Annotated in this window: 19 protein-coding genes; 11 read left to right on the top strand and 8 right to left on the bottom strand. The window is 36.2% G+C overall.

Going from position 1 to position 17768, the window contains the following annotated elements; genetic code table 11:
* Positions 1–39 precede the first annotated feature (39 nt).
* Positions 40–1356: a T9SS type A sorting domain-containing protein gene (locus tag ACNFU2_RS08840; protein ID WP_418124673.1), complete on the top strand. Its 1317-nt coding sequence runs from the start codon at positions 40–42 to the stop codon at positions 1354–1356.
* 86 nt (positions 1357–1442) lie between these two features.
* Here the strand turns inward: ACNFU2_RS08840 and ACNFU2_RS08835 are convergent, their stop codons facing one another.
* The 6 genes from ACNFU2_RS08835 to ACNFU2_RS08810 all read right to left on the bottom strand — a co-directional run bounded on the left by ACNFU2_RS08835 (position 1443) and on the right by ACNFU2_RS08810 (position 4776).
* Positions 1443–1751: a barstar family protein gene (locus tag ACNFU2_RS08835; RefSeq protein ID WP_172279834.1), complete on the bottom strand. Its 309-nt coding sequence runs from the start codon at positions 1749–1751 to the stop codon at positions 1443–1445.
* A complete protein-coding gene (locus ACNFU2_RS08830) occupies positions 1748–2284 on the bottom strand; it encodes a matrixin family metalloprotease (RefSeq protein WP_273648795.1) in 537 nt (178 codons plus the stop codon). The genes ACNFU2_RS08835 and ACNFU2_RS08830 overlap by 4 nt, the downstream gene beginning before the upstream one ends.
* Positions 2285–2354: 70 nt before the next feature.
* Positions 2355–2837 carry a ribonuclease domain-containing protein gene (locus ACNFU2_RS08825; RefSeq protein ID WP_273648793.1) on the bottom strand — a complete coding sequence of 161 codons (483 nt, stop codon included), beginning with the start codon at positions 2835–2837 and terminating at the stop codon, positions 2355–2357.
* 75 nt (positions 2838–2912) lie between these two features.
* Positions 2913–3704, bottom strand: coding sequence for an NAD(+) synthase (gene nadE / locus ACNFU2_RS08820; protein ID WP_273648791.1), 792 nt, complete (start codon positions 3702–3704; stop codon positions 2913–2915).
* Positions 3705–3718: 14 nt separating this feature from the next.
* A complete protein-coding gene (locus ACNFU2_RS08815; protein WP_273648789.1) occupies positions 3719–4246 on the bottom strand; it encodes a GNAT family N-acetyltransferase in 528 nt (175 codons plus the stop codon).
* Positions 4243–4776 carry a GNAT family N-acetyltransferase gene (locus ACNFU2_RS08810; protein ID WP_418124669.1) on the bottom strand — a complete coding sequence of 178 codons (534 nt, stop codon included), beginning with the start codon at positions 4774–4776 and terminating at the stop codon, positions 4243–4245. Before ACNFU2_RS08810 ends, ACNFU2_RS08815 begins: the two co-directional genes overlap by 4 nt.
* Positions 4777–4935: 159 nt before the next feature.
* Here ACNFU2_RS08810 and ACNFU2_RS08805 point away from each other — a divergent pair, with 159 nt between their 5' ends.
* The 10 genes from ACNFU2_RS08805 to ACNFU2_RS08760 all read left to right on the top strand — a co-directional run bounded on the left by ACNFU2_RS08805 (position 4936) and on the right by ACNFU2_RS08760 (position 14671).
* A complete protein-coding gene (locus ACNFU2_RS08805) occupies positions 4936–5922 on the top strand; it encodes a gliding motility protein GldB (protein ID WP_273648786.1) in 987 nt (328 codons plus the stop codon).
* A gap of 85 nt (positions 5923–6007) precedes the next feature.
* Positions 6008–6910 carry an ABC transporter ATP-binding protein gene (locus tag ACNFU2_RS08800; protein ID WP_172279820.1) on the top strand — a complete coding sequence of 301 codons (903 nt, stop codon included), beginning with the start codon at positions 6008–6010 and terminating at the stop codon, positions 6908–6910.
* A gap of 11 nt (positions 6911–6921) precedes the next feature.
* Positions 6922–9120, top strand: coding sequence for a thioredoxin-like domain-containing protein (locus tag ACNFU2_RS08795; protein ID WP_273648783.1), 2199 nt, complete (start codon positions 6922–6924; stop codon positions 9118–9120).
* 24 nt (positions 9121–9144) lie between these two features.
* Entirely contained in the window at positions 9145–9471 is a 327-nt protein-coding gene (gene gldC / locus ACNFU2_RS08790) for a gliding motility protein GldC (protein ID WP_034687059.1), read from the top strand.
* Between the two features lie 92 nt (positions 9472–9563).
* Entirely contained in the window at positions 9564–10703 is a 1140-nt protein-coding gene (locus ACNFU2_RS08785; protein WP_172279816.1) for a cystathionine gamma-synthase, read from the top strand.
* Positions 10704–10719: 16 nt separating this feature from the next.
* Positions 10720–11199, top strand: a complete 480-nt coding sequence (locus ACNFU2_RS08780) for a DUF4440 domain-containing protein (protein WP_273648778.1) — start codon at positions 10720–10722, stop codon at positions 11197–11199.
* 12 nt (positions 11200–11211) lie between these two features.
* Positions 11212–11664: a GNAT family N-acetyltransferase gene (locus tag ACNFU2_RS08775; RefSeq protein WP_172279812.1), complete on the top strand. Its 453-nt coding sequence runs from the start codon at positions 11212–11214 to the stop codon at positions 11662–11664.
* A gap of 176 nt (positions 11665–11840) precedes the next feature.
* The gene (locus ACNFU2_RS08770) at positions 11841–12350 is read left to right on the top strand and encodes a DinB family protein (RefSeq protein WP_273648777.1); all 510 of its coding nucleotides are present in this window, start codon (positions 11841–11843) and stop codon (positions 12348–12350) included.
* Between the two features lie 216 nt (positions 12351–12566).
* Entirely contained in the window at positions 12567–13115 is a 549-nt protein-coding gene (locus ACNFU2_RS08765) for an L-threonylcarbamoyladenylate synthase (protein ID WP_418124664.1), read from the top strand.
* A gap of 137 nt (positions 13116–13252) precedes the next feature.
* Positions 13253–14671, top strand: a complete 1419-nt coding sequence (locus tag ACNFU2_RS08760; protein WP_273648773.1) for a CCA tRNA nucleotidyltransferase — start codon at positions 13253–13255, stop codon at positions 14669–14671.
* Positions 14672–14850: 179 nt separating this feature from the next.
* On the opposite strand, the gene ACNFU2_RS08755 is transcribed toward ACNFU2_RS08760, so the two are convergent.
* Both ACNFU2_RS08755 and ACNFU2_RS08750 read right to left on the bottom strand, forming a co-directional pair.
* Positions 14851–15891: a hypothetical protein gene (locus tag ACNFU2_RS08755; protein WP_273648771.1), complete on the bottom strand. Its 1041-nt coding sequence runs from the start codon at positions 15889–15891 to the stop codon at positions 14851–14853.
* Between the two features lie 11 nt (positions 15892–15902).
* Positions 15903–17750 carry a TonB-dependent receptor plug domain-containing protein gene (locus tag ACNFU2_RS08750; RefSeq protein WP_273648769.1) on the bottom strand — a complete coding sequence of 616 codons (1848 nt, stop codon included), beginning with the start codon at positions 17748–17750 and terminating at the stop codon, positions 15903–15905.
* Positions 17751–17768: the final 18 nt, after the last annotated feature.

Raw genomic sequence — 17768 nt, 5'->3', positions numbered from 1 at the left:
ATTGTTTCCGCCAATTCAAAATATTAAAACCAAATAAATATGGAAAACTTTTACAAGATTTTAACAAAAACGGTATACGCTTACTTTTTATTCAACCTGTTTTCGGTCGTGAATGCTCAGGTGACGGTGATGGCGACAGCCAATTACTCACCGGGTGCAGTATCTGATAATGGGGTTGTAAGCATGCAGAGTAGTGGTGGTCAGATTTTTAAATGGGATGCCGTTAACGGGTTGTCTCAGATCGGAGCAACCTCTAATGGCTATCCCGGTGCAGGGAGGGCTGTAATTTCTAATGACGGGACAAAAATTGCCTCTACAATGACCAATACGGGTACGGGATTTAATGAGATATCAGTTTATGATATCGCTAATTCAACATGGACTTCCCTGGGAGGACTTGTTCCTACAGGATGGGACGGCTCTGTAAGTTCTACCTGGGGATTGTCGTATGACGGAAGTATCATTGTAGGATTAGGATGGTTAACTGCTGCCAATGCTCATGCGGTAAAATGGACTGCACAAAACGGGATGGTAGACCTGGGAAGCATAGTTTCGGGAAGAAGTTCGAGGGCTAATGCCGTAAATGCTGATGGGACGGTTGTGGTTGGCTGGCAGGATGAAGACAACGGAACCAGAAGTGGTGCTAAATGGGTGAATGGAACAGAAAGCTACATTACAGACAGTAACGGAAATAATGTTGGCGAAGCAGGAGCCGTTTCTGCCGACGGAAACACAATAATAGGGGCAGGTATGCCCAATCCTTATGTATGGAACAGTACTTCAGGACTTACTTACATTACACATCCTAATTCCTCAGCCTTCTTCAGAGGCGGTGCAACCGGAATTTCTGCTGATGGCGGAACGGTAATAGGTTATTTCAGGCCTTTTGCAGCACCTCCGATGTCTGGAGAAGGCTTTATATGGACAGCTGTCGGGGGAAGAATCAATCTAAATGATTATGCGACAAGCCTGGGGATCAATACTCAGGGAATAACGATGTCCCTGCCGTTGGCAATTTCCCATGATGGGAAAAAAATAGCGGGTGTTGGGACCAATTCTTCCAATCAGATTGTAGCATTCTATCTGGACCTTTGTGAATTCTTATCTACCCACGAAGCAATCAAAAAAGGTCAGGGAATATCTGTCTATCCCAATCCGGTAAAAGATATCCTCTACGTGAAAGGAATTGAAAAAATAGAAAAAGCTGAAATTTATAATATGGTCGGTCAGAAAGTAATGACCTCAGATTCTGCAGGAAATCAGATTAATGTTTCCTCATTGTCGACAGGGAATTACATACTGCAGATTTTTGTGAAGGGGGAAATTTTACAAAGTCTAAAATTCATTAAACAGTAGATAAAAATTGGACACTTTTATTTGACTCAGGCCAAAAAAACTCGCAGATACATCTGCGAGTTTTATTTTTTTGATGGGATTTAAGTTTAGTCTTCTTCGGGAGCTTCTTCGTCATCATCTTCATACTGCTCCAGATAATAGCTGAAAGTAAAACCCTCAAGCTCTTCTTCTGCATCCTCCAGGGTGGTGAGCAGGTCCTCAAATAATTCCAGCTGATCTACCGTTAAATTAACAAACTCAAGATGCAGAGGCATTTCCAGGTCACCCGTAATAACATCATAAAGGGCATCAAGATTGTCCCCAAAATGTTCCGGAAGACTGATTTTCTCTTTCAACTGGCTATAGAAATCTTCATAATCTCCTATATCTGTAAAATCTATATATACTGTTTTCATATTGAATTGAATTTCCAATTTTTATTTATTAAAAAGGCTTTGCATTTTTTGCAAAAATCCACCTCTTCATCTGTGGGATTTTTACCTTCTGCGCTCCTCATAAAACATGTTTTTTCAGGGCAATGCCCCAATCCCTGTGTGTGACCAAGTTCATGAATGGCAATTTTAAAAAGCTGTTCATCAGCTTTTGCTTTATTTAATCTGAAATTTGATGCTACGCATGCTTTTCCGGGTCTATAACCGAGTCCCATTATACCAAAGTCTTTTATTTTACCCTTAGTGGTGCTTATATCTTTTGATGTTAAGCCGATTGTGACATAACCTCTGTCGGTTCTGTTATTTAAAAATCTGATAACAGAATCAGCCTTGTAGCGTTTTCTCTCCGGATAATAATCCTCTTTCGGTAAATCTATAGCATTCAGAATTTTTATATCCGGATATATTTTCCTGATCTCATTGCTTACGAATTTTACACTTTCAGGTTTTAAATCATTAAATGGCTGAACCAATACTATCAATCCTTTATTTTCCATTGTCAGCTTATGCGATTTATCTGAACAGGAAAATAGAATAAGCATCAGCATCAGAATGCTGATTAAGCAGCTACTGTTTTTCAAAACTTTTATAATGATTTTTGGTAAGATATACATCCCCATCTTTTGTGAAAATAATACGGTCGGCATTTCTACTTCCACAACTGTAATTTACATCAGCTTCATAGTATTGATTCCCTTGCGGAAGACTTCTTTCTCTGTTTCCGAAGCGGTCTCCTCCGATGGCACGTCCGGGGAGAACATCGCAAAGATTTCCCTTCGAAGGATTCCAGCCAAGCTTTCTGGCTTCATTTTTTGTAATGTAATAATCAGGTAACTGATGATGTTCCTTTACATAACTGATTACCGTTTTTTCTGCGGTAAGCTGATCGATAGATTGTTGATTTGCTGTACCGGCAGTTGTGCTGTATTCAGCTTTTGGATTCTGAGTATCTTTTTCTGTACCAGAAAACTTATTGAAAATATACATCACAGACATTCCAAACAGAAGGCCGATACAGGCAAAAAATACGGGTCTCATTTTACTATTCATACTCTATTATATACTTTACCAATATAAACAATCTACCAATTTTACCAAGACGGTGATATTAGCATACTGATTATTTTATGATCTCCATTCTTCAGGAATATCACAAACAGGAATAGGATTCATTTTATGCTGGGCTGCTTTATGCATTCTGTCAAATATTAAGAATACCTCGCGATCACGTCCCTCATAATCTTCTGCAGTTTTAGAACCATATACCTTCTGGATCTTTTCAAGTTCCGGATAGGTGGCACCAATTTGTTGCTCGTCAGTCCTGTCTACATCCCAAAGTCCATCTGTAGGAATAGCTTCCTGGATATTTTTAACAAGGTTCAAGGCTCTTGCAAGTGTATAAACTTCCGTTTTATAAAGGTCTGCAATAGGGGAAACATCAACACCTCCGTCTCCATATTTGGTGTAAAATCCGATTCCGAAATCCTCGACCTTATTTCCGGTTCCGCAAACCAATAAGCCGTTAAGCTGTCCATAATAATATAAGGTAAGCATACGCAAACGTGACCTTGTATTGGCAAAAGCTAATTTTTCATTCGGATACAAATCATCCTTTACATCGAAAGTCTTGTACAGTTCTTCAAAAGCAGGAGTCAGATTAACAGACATGGCTTCTACATTAGGAAATCTTGACTTTAGATCATTCATGTGCTCCCATGCACGATTTACCTGATCTTCTTTCTGACGGATCGGCATTTCTATTAATAAAGTCTTCAGACCGGTCATCGCTGCTAGTGTTGATACTACTCCTGAGTCAACACCTCCCGATACTCCAATCACGTATCCGTTTACTTTTGATTTTTCTGCGTAATTTTTTAACCAGCTTACAATATGATCAATTACTTTTTGTGTCTGCATTATATATGATATTTTTAATCTATTCCAAATTCTTTAGGATATGTTACAATCCCGGTTACATTTTTTAAAGCATCGGGTATCAATTCTATAGCCATCCCATTTTCTTCCGGAAGGTCAAAAGGAAATGATATTCCAAAATTACTTGTTTTTTTATATCCAAATCTCGGATAATACTTTTCATGGCCTATTAAAATCACTGATTCATAAGCCAATTCCCTGGCAATTTTATGTCCAGAACTGATCAGTTGACTACCTATTCCTTGTCCCTGATACTGAGGTTTCACGGAAACAGGAGCCAGAGCCAATGAATTGAAGGCTTTGTCATTATTTTTAACAGACAGCCTGGTAAAAAGTATATGGCCGACAATTTCGTTTTCTATTTCGGCGACAATGGATAATTCTGGAATGAAAGCATCCGATCTTCTTAGCTTTTCTACTAAAAACTGTTCCTGATGGTCGCTGTGTTCCGCATTTTTAAATGCCTGTTCCACTAATTCAAAAACCTGTGGATAATCTTTTTCCAGTTCCTGTCTTACAATCATTTTTTTGAATTGTATTTTTCACGTTTCAGTTCATACCAAAAGCATATACCGTCCGGTTCTTCAAATTCCCCTTTATTTTCAAACCCTAACTTACTCAATATATGATTGGAACCATTGTTCTCAGAATGCGCACAGGCATATATAACGGGGAGATCAAGATCATAAAACCCAAAATCCAAAGAAGCTTTTGCAGATTCAATCGCATATCCCTTACCCCAAAATTCAGGAATAAAACGATAACCAAGATCGTAAATGTTCTTGTAGCCATTTATTTCTGTAGTGATGAATTTTAAACCGCTCCATCCGATTAAAAGATTGCTCTTCTTTTCAATCACTGCAAATCTTCCCACACCATTATCCTCGTATTGCTGTTGGATCATTTTAATAACATTTTCAGATTCACTGATATCTTTTGCCGAGGGAGTACATACATACTTTACCACTTCCGGATCGGAATCCAGAAGAAAAAGACGCTCGGCATCATCAGCTTCGAATTTTCTTAGAATCAGTCTTTCAGTTTCCAGTTGCATATGTTTATTTTTTAATCAATAACAGATTTCGAAATGGAATGGGTATTTTAAATCATGAAAAAAGGAAAATATTGCAGCAAAGCAAGCTGTTTATTTATTTTTCATCATGATATTATGTTTAAATCCGTATTTTCGTAACCTTAAATTTCTGTAAAAATAATGAAGATTTTTAGAACTATAGCGCTTTCTTCTATATTAGTTTTAGGATTGTATTCCTGCAAGAAAGAAGCGGACAATGTATGGAAAGTAGAATTAAAGGAACCTGCCGAAAAAGTGGAGATGACAGATATTTCTAGTCAGTTCTACGACCAGAATATACCGCTGGAAAAATTTAAATCGGAGTTTCCTTGGTTTCAGGGTACTGTTTCTGATGAAGATTTTGGAAAGAGAAGAGCTGACGCAGAAGAAATAAAGATTTATAGAGAGGCCGTTGCAAAAATTGATCAGAAGAAACTCCAAAAAGAGCTTCAGGATCTGTTTTCACATATCAGGAATTATTTCCCTAAATTTAAAAGCCCTAAAGTGTATCTTTTTTCATCAGCGTTGCAGATGATTCAGGATCCGGTTTTTTATGATGAAAAAGGAAACCTTTTGTTTATAGATATTACCGGATTTATGGGGGACAAAAACCCAAATTACAAAGGACTGGAATTGTATTTCCAGAAATCCATGAATCCAAACAATATCGTCCCTAAAGTATCAAGGATGTTTGCCGAAAACATTGTTCCTTTCTCTACAGATCATCAGAAGTTTATTGACCTGCTGATATATAACGGAAAAGTAATGATCCTCCAGGACGCATTTCTTCCGGATACTCCTGATTACCTTAAAATGAATTATACGAAACAGCAGTATGAGTGGGCAGTAAGCAATGAAGGCAACATCTGGAATTATTTTGTCGAGAATAATTTATTGTTTGGGGATGACCACAGACTGGAGGAGCGTTTTATCTCTCCGGGACCTTTTTCTAAATTTTATACCGATATTGACAATGAATCCTCTCCGCAGATCGGTATTTATACAGGATGGCAGATCTGTAAAAAATATCTGAAAGAAAAGCCTGAGGTAAAGCTTACAGATTTTCTTAAAATGGATGCAACTGAAATTTTTAACCAATCTGGTTATAAACCCGCTGTAACAAAATAGATTATTTTTAAGACCTATATAAGACCTTTTGTTCTTCACAAAAGGTCTTTTCTATTTTTTAGACACTAATCAAAAATACCTATGTATGGAAAATCTGATTACAATCCGGGACCTCAGTTACGGATTTTCAAAAAATAAACTTATTCTTAAAAATGTGAGCCTTTCGGTTCCGAAAGGAAGTGTTTTTGGGTTCCTGGGAGCTAACGGAGCGGGTAAATCAACGACCATGAAGCTTATGCTGGGCAGTATTCCCGATGAAAACAATACCATTGAAATTTTTAGTCAGAAATTACCTGAACTTTATCCTGATGGGTTTCAAAGGATCGGAAGCCTTATAGACAGCCCTGCCTTTTATGATCATTTGTCCGGCTGGGATAATCTTACTATTCTTTCCAAATTAAGAAACCTCCCTGATTCTGAGTGTGAAAGAGTTTTGAATCTGGTAGATCTCTGGGACAGCAGGAAAATGAAAATGAAGAAATATTCATTAGGGATGAAGCAAAGGCTTGCAATCGCTATGACACTTCTTGGTAATCCCGAACTTCTGATCCTCGACGAGCCGGTGAATGGTCTTGATCCTAACGGGATGTTAGAGATCAGAGAACTATTGCTTAAACTCAACAAAGAACAGGGTATTACGATATTCATTTCAAGTCATTTGTTGCAGGAAGTGGAAAAAATGGTCACCCACCTTGCTATTATATCGCATGGAGCCATCAAATTTTCCGGAAGTGTTGAAGAGCTTAACACGCATTACCGCCATAACCATATGAGGATAGGACTTAATAATGCACCTCAATTTTTACAACATATTCCTGAATATTATGCCCCTCAGATAATTGATGATCATACTTTAGAAATTACCGTGCAATCCAGGGAAGACATCATCAGACTTACCAAGAAACTGGTTGTAAATGAAGCAGAGATTTTTGAAATCAAAAATAGTGCGGGATTGGAAGATTGGTTCATGGAAATAACAAAAAATTAAAAACAGCACAAATGAAAAAGTTAACAACACTCATCAATACGGAATGGCTTAAAATAAAAGGTTTGGGATTGGTTTATTTAGCAATAGTACTTGGTATGCTGATTCCTCTTCTTGCTTTTTTGACCAGTACCTTTAATCCCCGATTTATTACAGAGGAAGAGCTTCCTCTTTCTGTTTTTGAAAGCTCTATAACGGATAGTTTTAAAGCCTTTTCCATCTTTTTTCTTTTGCTTTATATCGTTATAGCGGCCAACAGGATCGCTCAGGTAGATCATAAAAATAATGGATGGCAGCTTATGGAAACTCAGCCCATCAGCAAACTGCAATTGTATCTCGCAAAATATGTGGTATTGTTATTACTAAGTTTTTTATGTATTGCTTCTTATTTTACATTCAGTAATATCTTTTCATTTCTGGATTATTATATTCACCCAAGTACAACAAAATTGTTAAGCTTCGATACAATCTGGATGCTTAAGATGTTCATAAGATTATGCATCGGAGTATTGGGTGTGGCAGCTGTTCAGCTCTGCATATCAGTAGCTTTTCCAGGTTTTATATGGGCTTTTTTGGTAGGTATTTTAGGACTTATAGTCAATACCTATTCTTTGGTACAAAGAGCAGCATTTCCTTTTTGCCCCTACAACTCTATGTATATTCTGTCCAAAACACCTAATGTAAGAAACCTGAATTATTTTATCACTTACAGTGAATATCTAAGTATATTCTGGGCTATTGTATTTTTTATTATAGGTTATTTCTGGTACAGAGGAAAAGGATTTAAATCTGCATTTCTACGTCATAAAAAGCAAATAGTACTTTCATCTGTTTTTATTGTAGTTTCAGCAGGAATATTTTTCATTATACAGCAACCTAAAGATTACAAAAGTAAAGGTGCAGGGGTTGTTATCAAAGGTACCTTATATACTGATCTGAAGATTGATTCTGTAAAAATATTCTCTAAGGATTTTCATAAGCAGGTAGGAAGTGCCATTGTAAAAAACGGATCATTCCTGTGGGAAACCCGTCAACAGATTCCATTTGATCAATATAGTCTTGAATTTGGAACCAAAAGAATCGATTTCATGATGGGAAGCGGAGACCATTTTGATTTTGACATCCGTTGTAATCCTTTAAAAATTCAATATTTTCTAATCTCCAACAGGTCTGCCGAACAGCAGTATAATACAGAAGAAGATGGATTCGGATATGAATTCTCATATGCTGTGGAGCAACAGAAATACAATGATAATCCTTCAGAGTTTTATCAGCTAGCGCAATCCGATTGGAATAAAAATATTAAGAGATTGGAACATTATACAGATGCTGAAAATAATGCCTTATCTGATGAATATAAATCTTACAGGAAGCAGCTTCTTGCCATTCAGTATTTGAACGAGATTAATAACTATCGGAAAATGACTTCCTGGGATGACCCTAAATTTGCTGCTCCGAAAGAATTTTTAAACGAACTGAATGCTAAAATTAAAAATCCGACGGTTCTGTTAAGTAAAAATGATGATTACTTACAATACAGATTGGATAAAATGCTCACCGACAGGGACCGGTTGTCCAATCCTGACAGTATTCTTTTTGTGAAATTAAACGCGTTACCCGATAATATCGACAAAGACCGTTTGGTTAGTAAACATCTTATAAAGACCATGGAGCTGGAATCGGATAGTACTTTAAGGAAGCAGCTTTTTGAAAGAGAATTCCGGATGTTAGGAGATAATGATTATAAAAAGCTGGCAACATCGAAATATGAACAGCTGACCATCTCTCAAAAAGGAGCCGCATTTGTAGATTTAAAATTTCTGGATAACAAAGGGAAGTCGCACCAGCTTTCGCAATATCGTGGAAAATATGTGATCATTGATTTATGGGCAACATGGTGTGGCCCTTGTAAACAGATCCGGCCGATATTTGACATGAGAAGTATTAAATATCAATACTATAGTAATATTCAGTTTATTTCAATAAGTCTTGACCAGGATAAATCAAAATGGCTGAATTATCTAAAAACAAAACCATCCAAAGTACCTCAATACTGGCTGGCGGATGCTCAGGAGTTTATGAACAGATATAAAATTCAAACTATTCCCAGATTTATTATTATAGATCCTGATGGAAAAGTTTTTAACATGAACAGCCCTTTTCCTGATGAAGATAATTTCGTAGAAATTTTAGATAAGCTCAAGAAGTATTAACTTTGTGAAAAATTTAAAATTGATATGAGAAAGACTCAGATAACGATAGACGTTGAATTAGATGAAAATCACATTCCGGAAACCATAACATGGAATGCTCAGGATGGAGGAATTGAAAAAGAGGAAACTAAGGCAACGATGATTTCTGTTTGGGATGAAAAAGCAATGGAAGCATTAAGAATTGATCTTTGGACAAAAGAAATGCCTGTGGATCAGATGAAAATGTTCATTCACCAGATTTTAGTTTCATTAGGGAATACCTATCAGAGAGCGACAGGAGAAGAAGATGTGGCGCAGTGGATCGAACAAATGGCAGAGGAATTTGCGGTAAAATCTGCGATAAAAATGTAAACCAATTACTAATATATCAATCTTATAGTGTAATGCATCAATAGCATTTTTAAATAATTACACTATTGGATTGTTGGATTAAAAAAAATATTATGAATTTTAATACAAAAGTTATTCACGGTGGCCAGCACCATGAATCTGCAACAGGTTCCGTAAATGTTCCTGTATTTTTAACTTCTACTTTTGCACAAAAAAGTCCGGGTGTTCACTCCGGTTACGAATATTCGAGAGCTGCCAATCCTACAAGACAAGCTTTAGAAGATTCTTTGGCAAGTATTGAAAATGGAGCAAGAGGTCTTGCTTTCGGTTCAGGTCTTGCAGCGATAGATTGTGTTTTGAAGTTACTGAACCCGGGAGATGAGGTAATAGCTGTTGATGATTTGTATGGTGGAACATACAGAATGTTTACAAGACTTTTTGAGAAATACCAATTGAAATTTACTTTCGTGAATTTTGATGATGTTTCTAAAATTTCAGAATTTATTACAGATAAAACAAAGCTGATCTGGGTAGAAACACCTACGAATCCTCTGATGAAATTAGTGGACATCAAAGCTGTTGTTGATATCGCTAAAGGAAAAGATATTTTGGTAGCCGTAGATAATACTTTTGCAACGCCTTATTTACAAAGACCTATCGATCTGGGAGCTGACATTGTTATGCACTCTGCAACAAAATATTTAGGAGGACATTCAGACGTTATTGCAGGAGCTCTTATTGCTAAAGATGCAGAATTGGGAGAGAAACTACATTTCATCCAATTTGCAAGTGGAGGTATCTTAGGACCACATGATTCTTATCTGGTTCTTAGAGGGATTAAAACCCTGGCATTAAGAATGCAGAGACATTCGGATAACGGACTGGAAGTCGCAAAATATCTTGAAAGCCACCCTGCAGTTGATAAGGTAATCTATCCGGGATTGGAATCTCATCCACAGTATGAATTAGCAAAATCCCAAATGAAGGAAGCTGGAGGAATGGTTTCGTTTACTTTTAAATCCGGAAAGAAAGAAGATGCCATCAAATTCCTTGAAAGAGTAAAAGTCTTTACCCTTGCTGAATCTTTAGGTGGAGTAGAATCTCTTGCTAATCACCCGGCATTGATGACTCACGCTTCCATTCCTGCTGAAAAAAGAGCTGAATTAGGCATCACAGATGATTTGGTTCGTCTAAGCGTTGGAATTGAAGATGCTGAAGATCTTATCGCTGACCTGGAAAGAGCTTTTTCTTAATTGAGATAATATAGTAGTGAGAAGGATTACAATTATTTTTATCCTGAGTATTTTTAACCAGCTATTATATGCACAGGTTAAATCTACTGGTGAACTCTTTCAAACCGCCATGAAATTGGATAGTTTGGTTTTCAAAGAAGGATTTAATAAATGTAACCCTTCCCACTATAATGATATCATAAGTAATGACCTTGAGTTCTATCATGATATTGGTGGTATTACTCTGGGTAAAGAAGCGTTTATAGCTTCTGTAAAAAATAACATCTGCAGCGTTCCCGGTAAAATAAAAAGAGAACTTGTTCCCGGAAGTATGAAAGTGTATCCTCTGTATAATAATAAAACCTTATATGGATTTATACAGGAAGGTGACCATGAGTTTTTCGAAAACAACAATGGGAAATGGAATAAGACCGGAAAAGCAAAATTTACCCACTTGTGGATCTTCGACCATAACCAGTGGAAACTCAAGCGGGTGCTGAGCTATGATCACCGATAAGCATTATATCATATGAAAAATACAAGAAAAGCAAATATTTCGGATATAGAAGAGTTATCCGGATTGTTTGATCAATACAGGATTTTCTACCATAAGGTATCTGATATCCCGGCTGCTGAAAACTTTTTAAAAGAAAGGATCCTGAATCAGGATTCTGAAATTTTTGTTGCTCAGGAAGAAGATAAATTAATTGGTTTTGTTCAGTTATATCCTATTTTTTCCTCAACCAGAATGAAACGCTATTGGTTGCTCAATGATCTTTATGTTAATGACCAATATCGAGGAAAGGGCTATTCAAAACAGTTGATAGAAGAAGCAAAGGAGCTTTGCAAATCCTCTGATGCCTGCGGAGTGTTATTGGAAACAGGAAAAAGCAATGACATAGGAAATCAATTATATCCGGCTTGTGGTTTTAAGCTCTACGATTCTGTTAATTTCTATGAATGGAGTAATCCGGAAGAATAGAAGGAGGAGGGAAAGATTTAGGAACCAAAAATCAAGAGCCAAGAGCCAGGAATCAAGAACCAAGAGCCAGGAATCAAGATTTGATGTAATAAACATCATATAAACATTGGTCTAAATTTCATCATTTATCACTCATCACACATCAATTATCATCAATAACCCATAATCACTCACACATGACTGAATTTCAAAAATACATTCAAAGATACCTCGATCTTATTCCTTCCGGAAAATGGCAGGAAGAAATACAAAGATCAGAAGAAAAGACAACCAATATTTACTCCGCCCTTTCTGAAGAGCAATCTCATTTTACGTACGCAGAAGGAAAATGGACCTTGAAGGAATTATTATTACACCTTTCCGATACGGAAAGAGTTTTTCAATACAGGATTTTGGCGATCGCCAGAGGCGAGCAGAAAGATTTACCAGGTTTTGATGAAAATGAATACGCAAATAATTCTCATGCTAATGACAGAAGCCTGAAATCTTTACTGGATGAGTATCAGCTGGTAAGGAAATCTTCTAAGATCCTCCTTGAAAGTTTACAGCCTGATGCTTTGGCTACGGTAGGAAACGCTAACGGAAATTCTATTTCAGCAGAGACAGTAGGTAAGTTAATTGTAGGGCATAATTATCACCATCTGAATGTTATTGAAGAGAGGTATTTACCAAATTTGAAAAAATAGAATGATATTTTTTTATCATTTTTTGGGTGGGCTTTAGCCCACCTTTATTGATTATATGCTCTTGTTATAAAATTGTATTGATGTATTTTTTTATTCCGATGGCTTCAACCAAAACCTAACGGAAAATCCGTATTTTTGACATGTAAATTCAATTTGAAAAATTGTATATAAGAGATTCTTTCTCTTTCATTTTTCTCATAATTCTAAATATTAAAAATGGAAAACATTATCAATATATTAAAATCCGGTGGAACTATTCTTTATCCTACAGATACAATTTGGGGAATTGGTTGCGACGCTACTAATATAGAGGCTGTTAATAAGATCTTTGAGATTAAGAAGCGCGAAAAAAACAAGTCGATGATCATTTTGGTGGAATCTGAAAAAAGACTTCAGGACTTGGTTGATGTTCCGGAAATGGCCTGGGAAATTATTGATTTAAGTGAAAAACCGGTAACTATAGTTTATGAAAATCCAAGAGGCTTACCTGAAGAACTGTTGGCAGAAGATGGAAGTATTGGAATTCGGTTAATAAAAAATGATTTTTGTAAAAAACTCATCACAAAACTGAATAAACCGTTGGTTTCTACTTCAGCAAATTTTAGCGGAGACAAGAGTCCGTTAAAATTTTCGGATATCTCTCCGGAGATCATTAACATGGTTGATTATGCAGTGGAAGAAGACAGGGAAAAGGTTTCCAGGTATTCCGGATCTTCAGTTATCAAAATCTGGAGTGATAATAGAATCAAGGTACTTCGGGAGTAGAAAACAAGATTTTAATTATCTTTGCAAAATCATTATAACCATTAAGAGAGTGGGAGGTGGAGTCTGTTTAAAATGCATGGAATTTTAAATAAGTCCAATAACCTGGTTTCTTAATGGTTTTACATTAAATAATAAATATGTTCATTAATCTCAATCAAAATAAAAATCTAAAGCTTTTTAAAATCATTTCGGAGGTTGCAGCCCGGAATAATCAATCAGTATATATTGTTGGCGGATACGTGCGGGATTTACTGATGAAAAGAAAAGCGTCTACAGATATTGATTTTGTTACTGAACAAAGCGGAATAGAGCTTGCACAAAGCGTGGCTGCGGAAATTGATCCGAAAATGAAGGTTTCCGTGTTCAAAACCTATGGAACCGCAATGATCAAATATAAAGATCTTGAGCTGGAATTTGTGGGAGCAAGAAAGGAAAGCTATAATGAAAACAGCCGAAAGCCGGAAGTGGAAGGGGGAACATTAGAAGATGACCAGAAGAGAAGGGATTTCACGATCAATGCAATGGCAATTTCTTTAAATAAAGATAATTTTGGGGAACTTATAGACCCGTTTAATGGAGTAGAAGATTTAGAAAAAGGAATATTAAGAACCCCTTTGGAACCGGCACAGACGTATTCTGATGATCCCTTGAGAATGATGAGAGCGGTTCGTTTTGCTTCTACCTTACAGTTTACGATAGAGGAAAACTCGTTATCCGCAATCAGCCAGGAGGTAGAAAGGATTAAAATTGTTTCGAAGGAGAGGGTTATGGTAGAATTCAATAAGATTATGCTTTCTGAAAAGCCGTCTATTGGATTAAGCCTGCTGGAACAAACCGGTCTTTTAAAATACATCATTCCTGAATTGATTGAACTGAAAGGGGTAGAAGAGGTGGAAGGACAGACCCATAAAGATAACTTTTACCATACTTTGGAGGTTGTAGATAATATTTCCGTCAATACAGACAAACTTTGGTTGCGTTGGGCAGCATTACTTCATGATATTGGAAAAGCACCCACTAAAAAATTTGTTGAAGGAACCGGCTGGACTTTCCATGGTCATGAATTTTTGGGATCGAAAATGGTGAAAACCCTTTTCCAAAAGCTTAAACTTCCCTTAGGGCCAGATATGAAGTATGTACAGAAAATGGTCAAACTTTCATCCCGCCCGATCGCTTTGATTACGGATGATGCTTCTGATTCTGCTCTAAGAAGACTTTTATTCGACGCTGGTGAAGATCTTGAAGATCTGTTTACGCTTTGTAAGGCGGATATCACCACGAAAAATTCAAAAAAACAGGAAAAGTTCAAGAGGAACTTCGAATATGTAGCGGTAAAGATAAAAGAAGTTGAGGAAAAGGACCAGGTAAGGAACTTTCAGCCACCTATATCCGGAGAAGAAATCATGGAGATGTTTCAGCTGAAGCCGGGACGTGAAATTGGAATTCTGAAAGAGAAGGTTAAAGAAGCTATTCTTGAAGGTGAAATCCAGAATGATCATGAAGAAGCAAAAAAGTATGTTATTGCAGAAGCTGAAAAGTTAGGATTGATCATCTGAGTCCAAAACTATCAATTGAAAAAATAAAAAAGATCCGGAGATTTCATTTCCGGATCTTTTTTATTTGGATGTTGTCTGGTTTCTGTAGAAGAAATCCGGGCTGCCTTAGGCAGCCCGGAAAAAACACAAATGATGAAAAAAAAATAAAATTTATTAGTCTATTAAAAAGTAGAAACTTCTTAATTTAAATACACGCCATTAGTCCCCTTACCTGTTGTAAAGGATTTGATTTTTGATCCTGAAGTAGTATATACTGTAACTTCACTGTCTTCAGTAAAGTTCTTCACATCAGACGTAAAGATCTTTCCATCTACAACACTGAAACCGTAAAGTGTATAGTATTGTCCTCCGTCTACAGCAGTAATAATAGGAGTTGTAGGAGGAGTAGTTGCCGCCATAACCATTGAGTATACTTTATTTGCTGAAGAGAAGAAATATCTTCCACCATCAATCTGAAGATTGGTAGCATTAGGAATACCTGTCAACGTTGTTGTTTTCGTAATGCTTCCGGTACTTGAAATTTGATAAATATAAGAGTCAGTAGTTCCTGTAGCAATAACATATACATTACCATTATAGGAAATTGTTTTGTTGATGTTTACATTGGGCAATGTAATTACAGATTGTACATCATTGTTCGAAGTATTGATGTAAGTTATTTTGTTTCCGAATCCAAAGCTTGCATTTTGAACAAAAATATTTCCTCCTGCTTCAACAATTCTTTCAACGTTATCCGTGAATGTAATTTTCTTAACAAAAGATAGATCTGAATTTTTATAAATACTTACATATTTAGCTCCCTGATATTTATCATTGGTTACATAGATATTATTATTGGCAACTGCAACATAACGGGGATTATCTATTTGATTGGTAATTTCACCTGCACTTTTAAAAGTATATCGATTTACTACCTGGATTTTATTTGAGTTGTTTAACAAGAGATACGCTTTATCCCCGTTGAATGCCATAGCTTGTAAAACATCACCCAATTGGTTTCCATTATTATTTTTGGAAAAGATGCTGTTTTGACTAAAAGTTAAGTCTCTTGAAACGAAAGTTACTTCTGCATTTGGCTTTCCGAAATTTCCTTCGTTCGAAATTAAATATCCGTTTTCATAAGTTACTACAGGCAAAGTATTATCGCTATCAGTACTACAGGAAATATTGAAAAGTAGTACTACAGCAAATAAAAGTTGTAAAAGTCTAGTTATTTTCATGTTATTTTTTATTAAAAATTTATCGTTGCGGAAATACTGTAATTACGTTTTGGCATCGGATAATAAGACACCGTTTCATAAACAGTATTGGTTAAATTATTGATTTTAAAACCTAAGACATATTTTTTTAAGATCGTTGCTGATACACCCGTGTTCATGACGAAATAAGAATCTATAGCATCTTCTCTTTTTTCATCTGTTGTAGTGTATGTAAGACCATTAAAAACTCCCTGAACATAAAGTTTTAGGAAAGAATACTGATAATCAAAATTTCCAAAAACCTTATGGAGAGGGACATACATCATTTGCTTTTTAGTTTCCTGATTGATGGATTTTGCAAGTGTATATCCTATATTAAATCTAAAATGGTGTTCTTTAAGCTGTTTATCAAAAGTAATCTGTGATTCTAAACCATAAGACTTCACTTTATTGATATTAACTGGGGACCAATATCCGTAAGCTGTCGGCAACCACACTATATTATCCGATATATAAAGATAATACGGACTTAATGCAAGTTTAATATTACCCCATTTAAACTCATGGTCCATATCCATCTGGTAAGACCTTTCCGGTTTTAGGTTTGGATTTCCTCCGGGATTCCAATACAGATCATTGAATGTTGGAAATCTGAAATTTCTGGATACATTTACTCCAAGATTATACCATTGTACCGGACTCCATTTTCCCGAGAATGAGTAAAGCAATGGCGAACTTATATTCTCTACAAAATCCTTTTTAACACCAGCTTCAAAACGCAGATCTTTCGTCGGAAAATATCGTATTAACCCCGCTAAAGAGCCTACATTTCTACTTACATTACCAATTCCTTCAGTTTTTACACCTTGGAGATCAGGCTGATACCCCTCACCTTTGTTTACCTGGAATTCGGTGATGATGTTGACATTAAGTTCAGGTACGATGAAATAATTAAAATCATTTTTAAAGATATAATTTTTCCCTGTTGAACCACTGGTCTTCGGAGCATTGTAATTGCCAAAATATTGGAAATTTTCTTCTGTGTAAGCAGCTTTTAAGCTATTTGAAAATTTATTTTTAGTAATATCCCAGGAAAGTAAGCTTCTGGTGCTTTGTGTCTCGTATTTTGTACGGTTGCCATTCTCTACAAAAATCGGATAATTCTGTGTCGAGTCAAAAAACTGACTTTGCCATGAGATCGTCTGATGTCTCGCAATTTTATAGGAGATTCCAACATTAAAGGTACTGTTAAAGTATTTGCCGTTTCTATTAATATAGTTTTTTTCTTCGACTTTATAATCATTCTGACTGATCGAATGATTTCCTGAGACTTTAAAACTCAGCTTTTCATTGCTGTAGGAGGCCGTTCCGAAATTATTAAAAGTACCAAATGATCCACCCTCAGAATACAGGGAGGCTTTAAAACTTTTATTGAAACCCAGATTATTATTGAGATGTATACTCCCGCCGATTGCACCACTCCCGTATATTACACTTCCGCCACCGGCTTTCACTCCGATCTCATCATATCCGAAAAGAGGAATATTATTAATGTCTCCCTGACCAAGAAATATCGAATTGATATTGATTCCATTCCAAACAAAGGCTGTCTGTGGAGCAGAGGTTCCTCTGAACGAAGGCGAAGAAACTGCACCTCGTCCGTTTTCCTTGATATAAATACTGGATTGGAAACGTAAAAGTTCTGAAAGATTCGTGGAATTCTTTTCAGCATCCTGAGGAGTAATTGGAGTAACCTTATGAAAAAGTTTTACCTTGTTCATCTGGTTGTCAAAAATATAAACGGTATCGATTGCTTTCTCTTGTCCCAGACAAAGAAAATAAGCAGATAACGATAAAAGCAGTACTAAGGTTTTTTTCATACTATTTTACTTTTCCAC

This window comes from Chryseobacterium sp. PTM-20240506, assembly GCF_048296755.1.
Taxonomy (GTDB): Bacteria; Bacteroidota; Bacteroidia; order Flavobacteriales; family Weeksellaceae; genus Chryseobacterium; species Chryseobacterium proteolyticum.
Note: the sequence above shows the minus strand (reverse complement) of the source record. Positions and strands in the feature narration are given on the sequence as shown.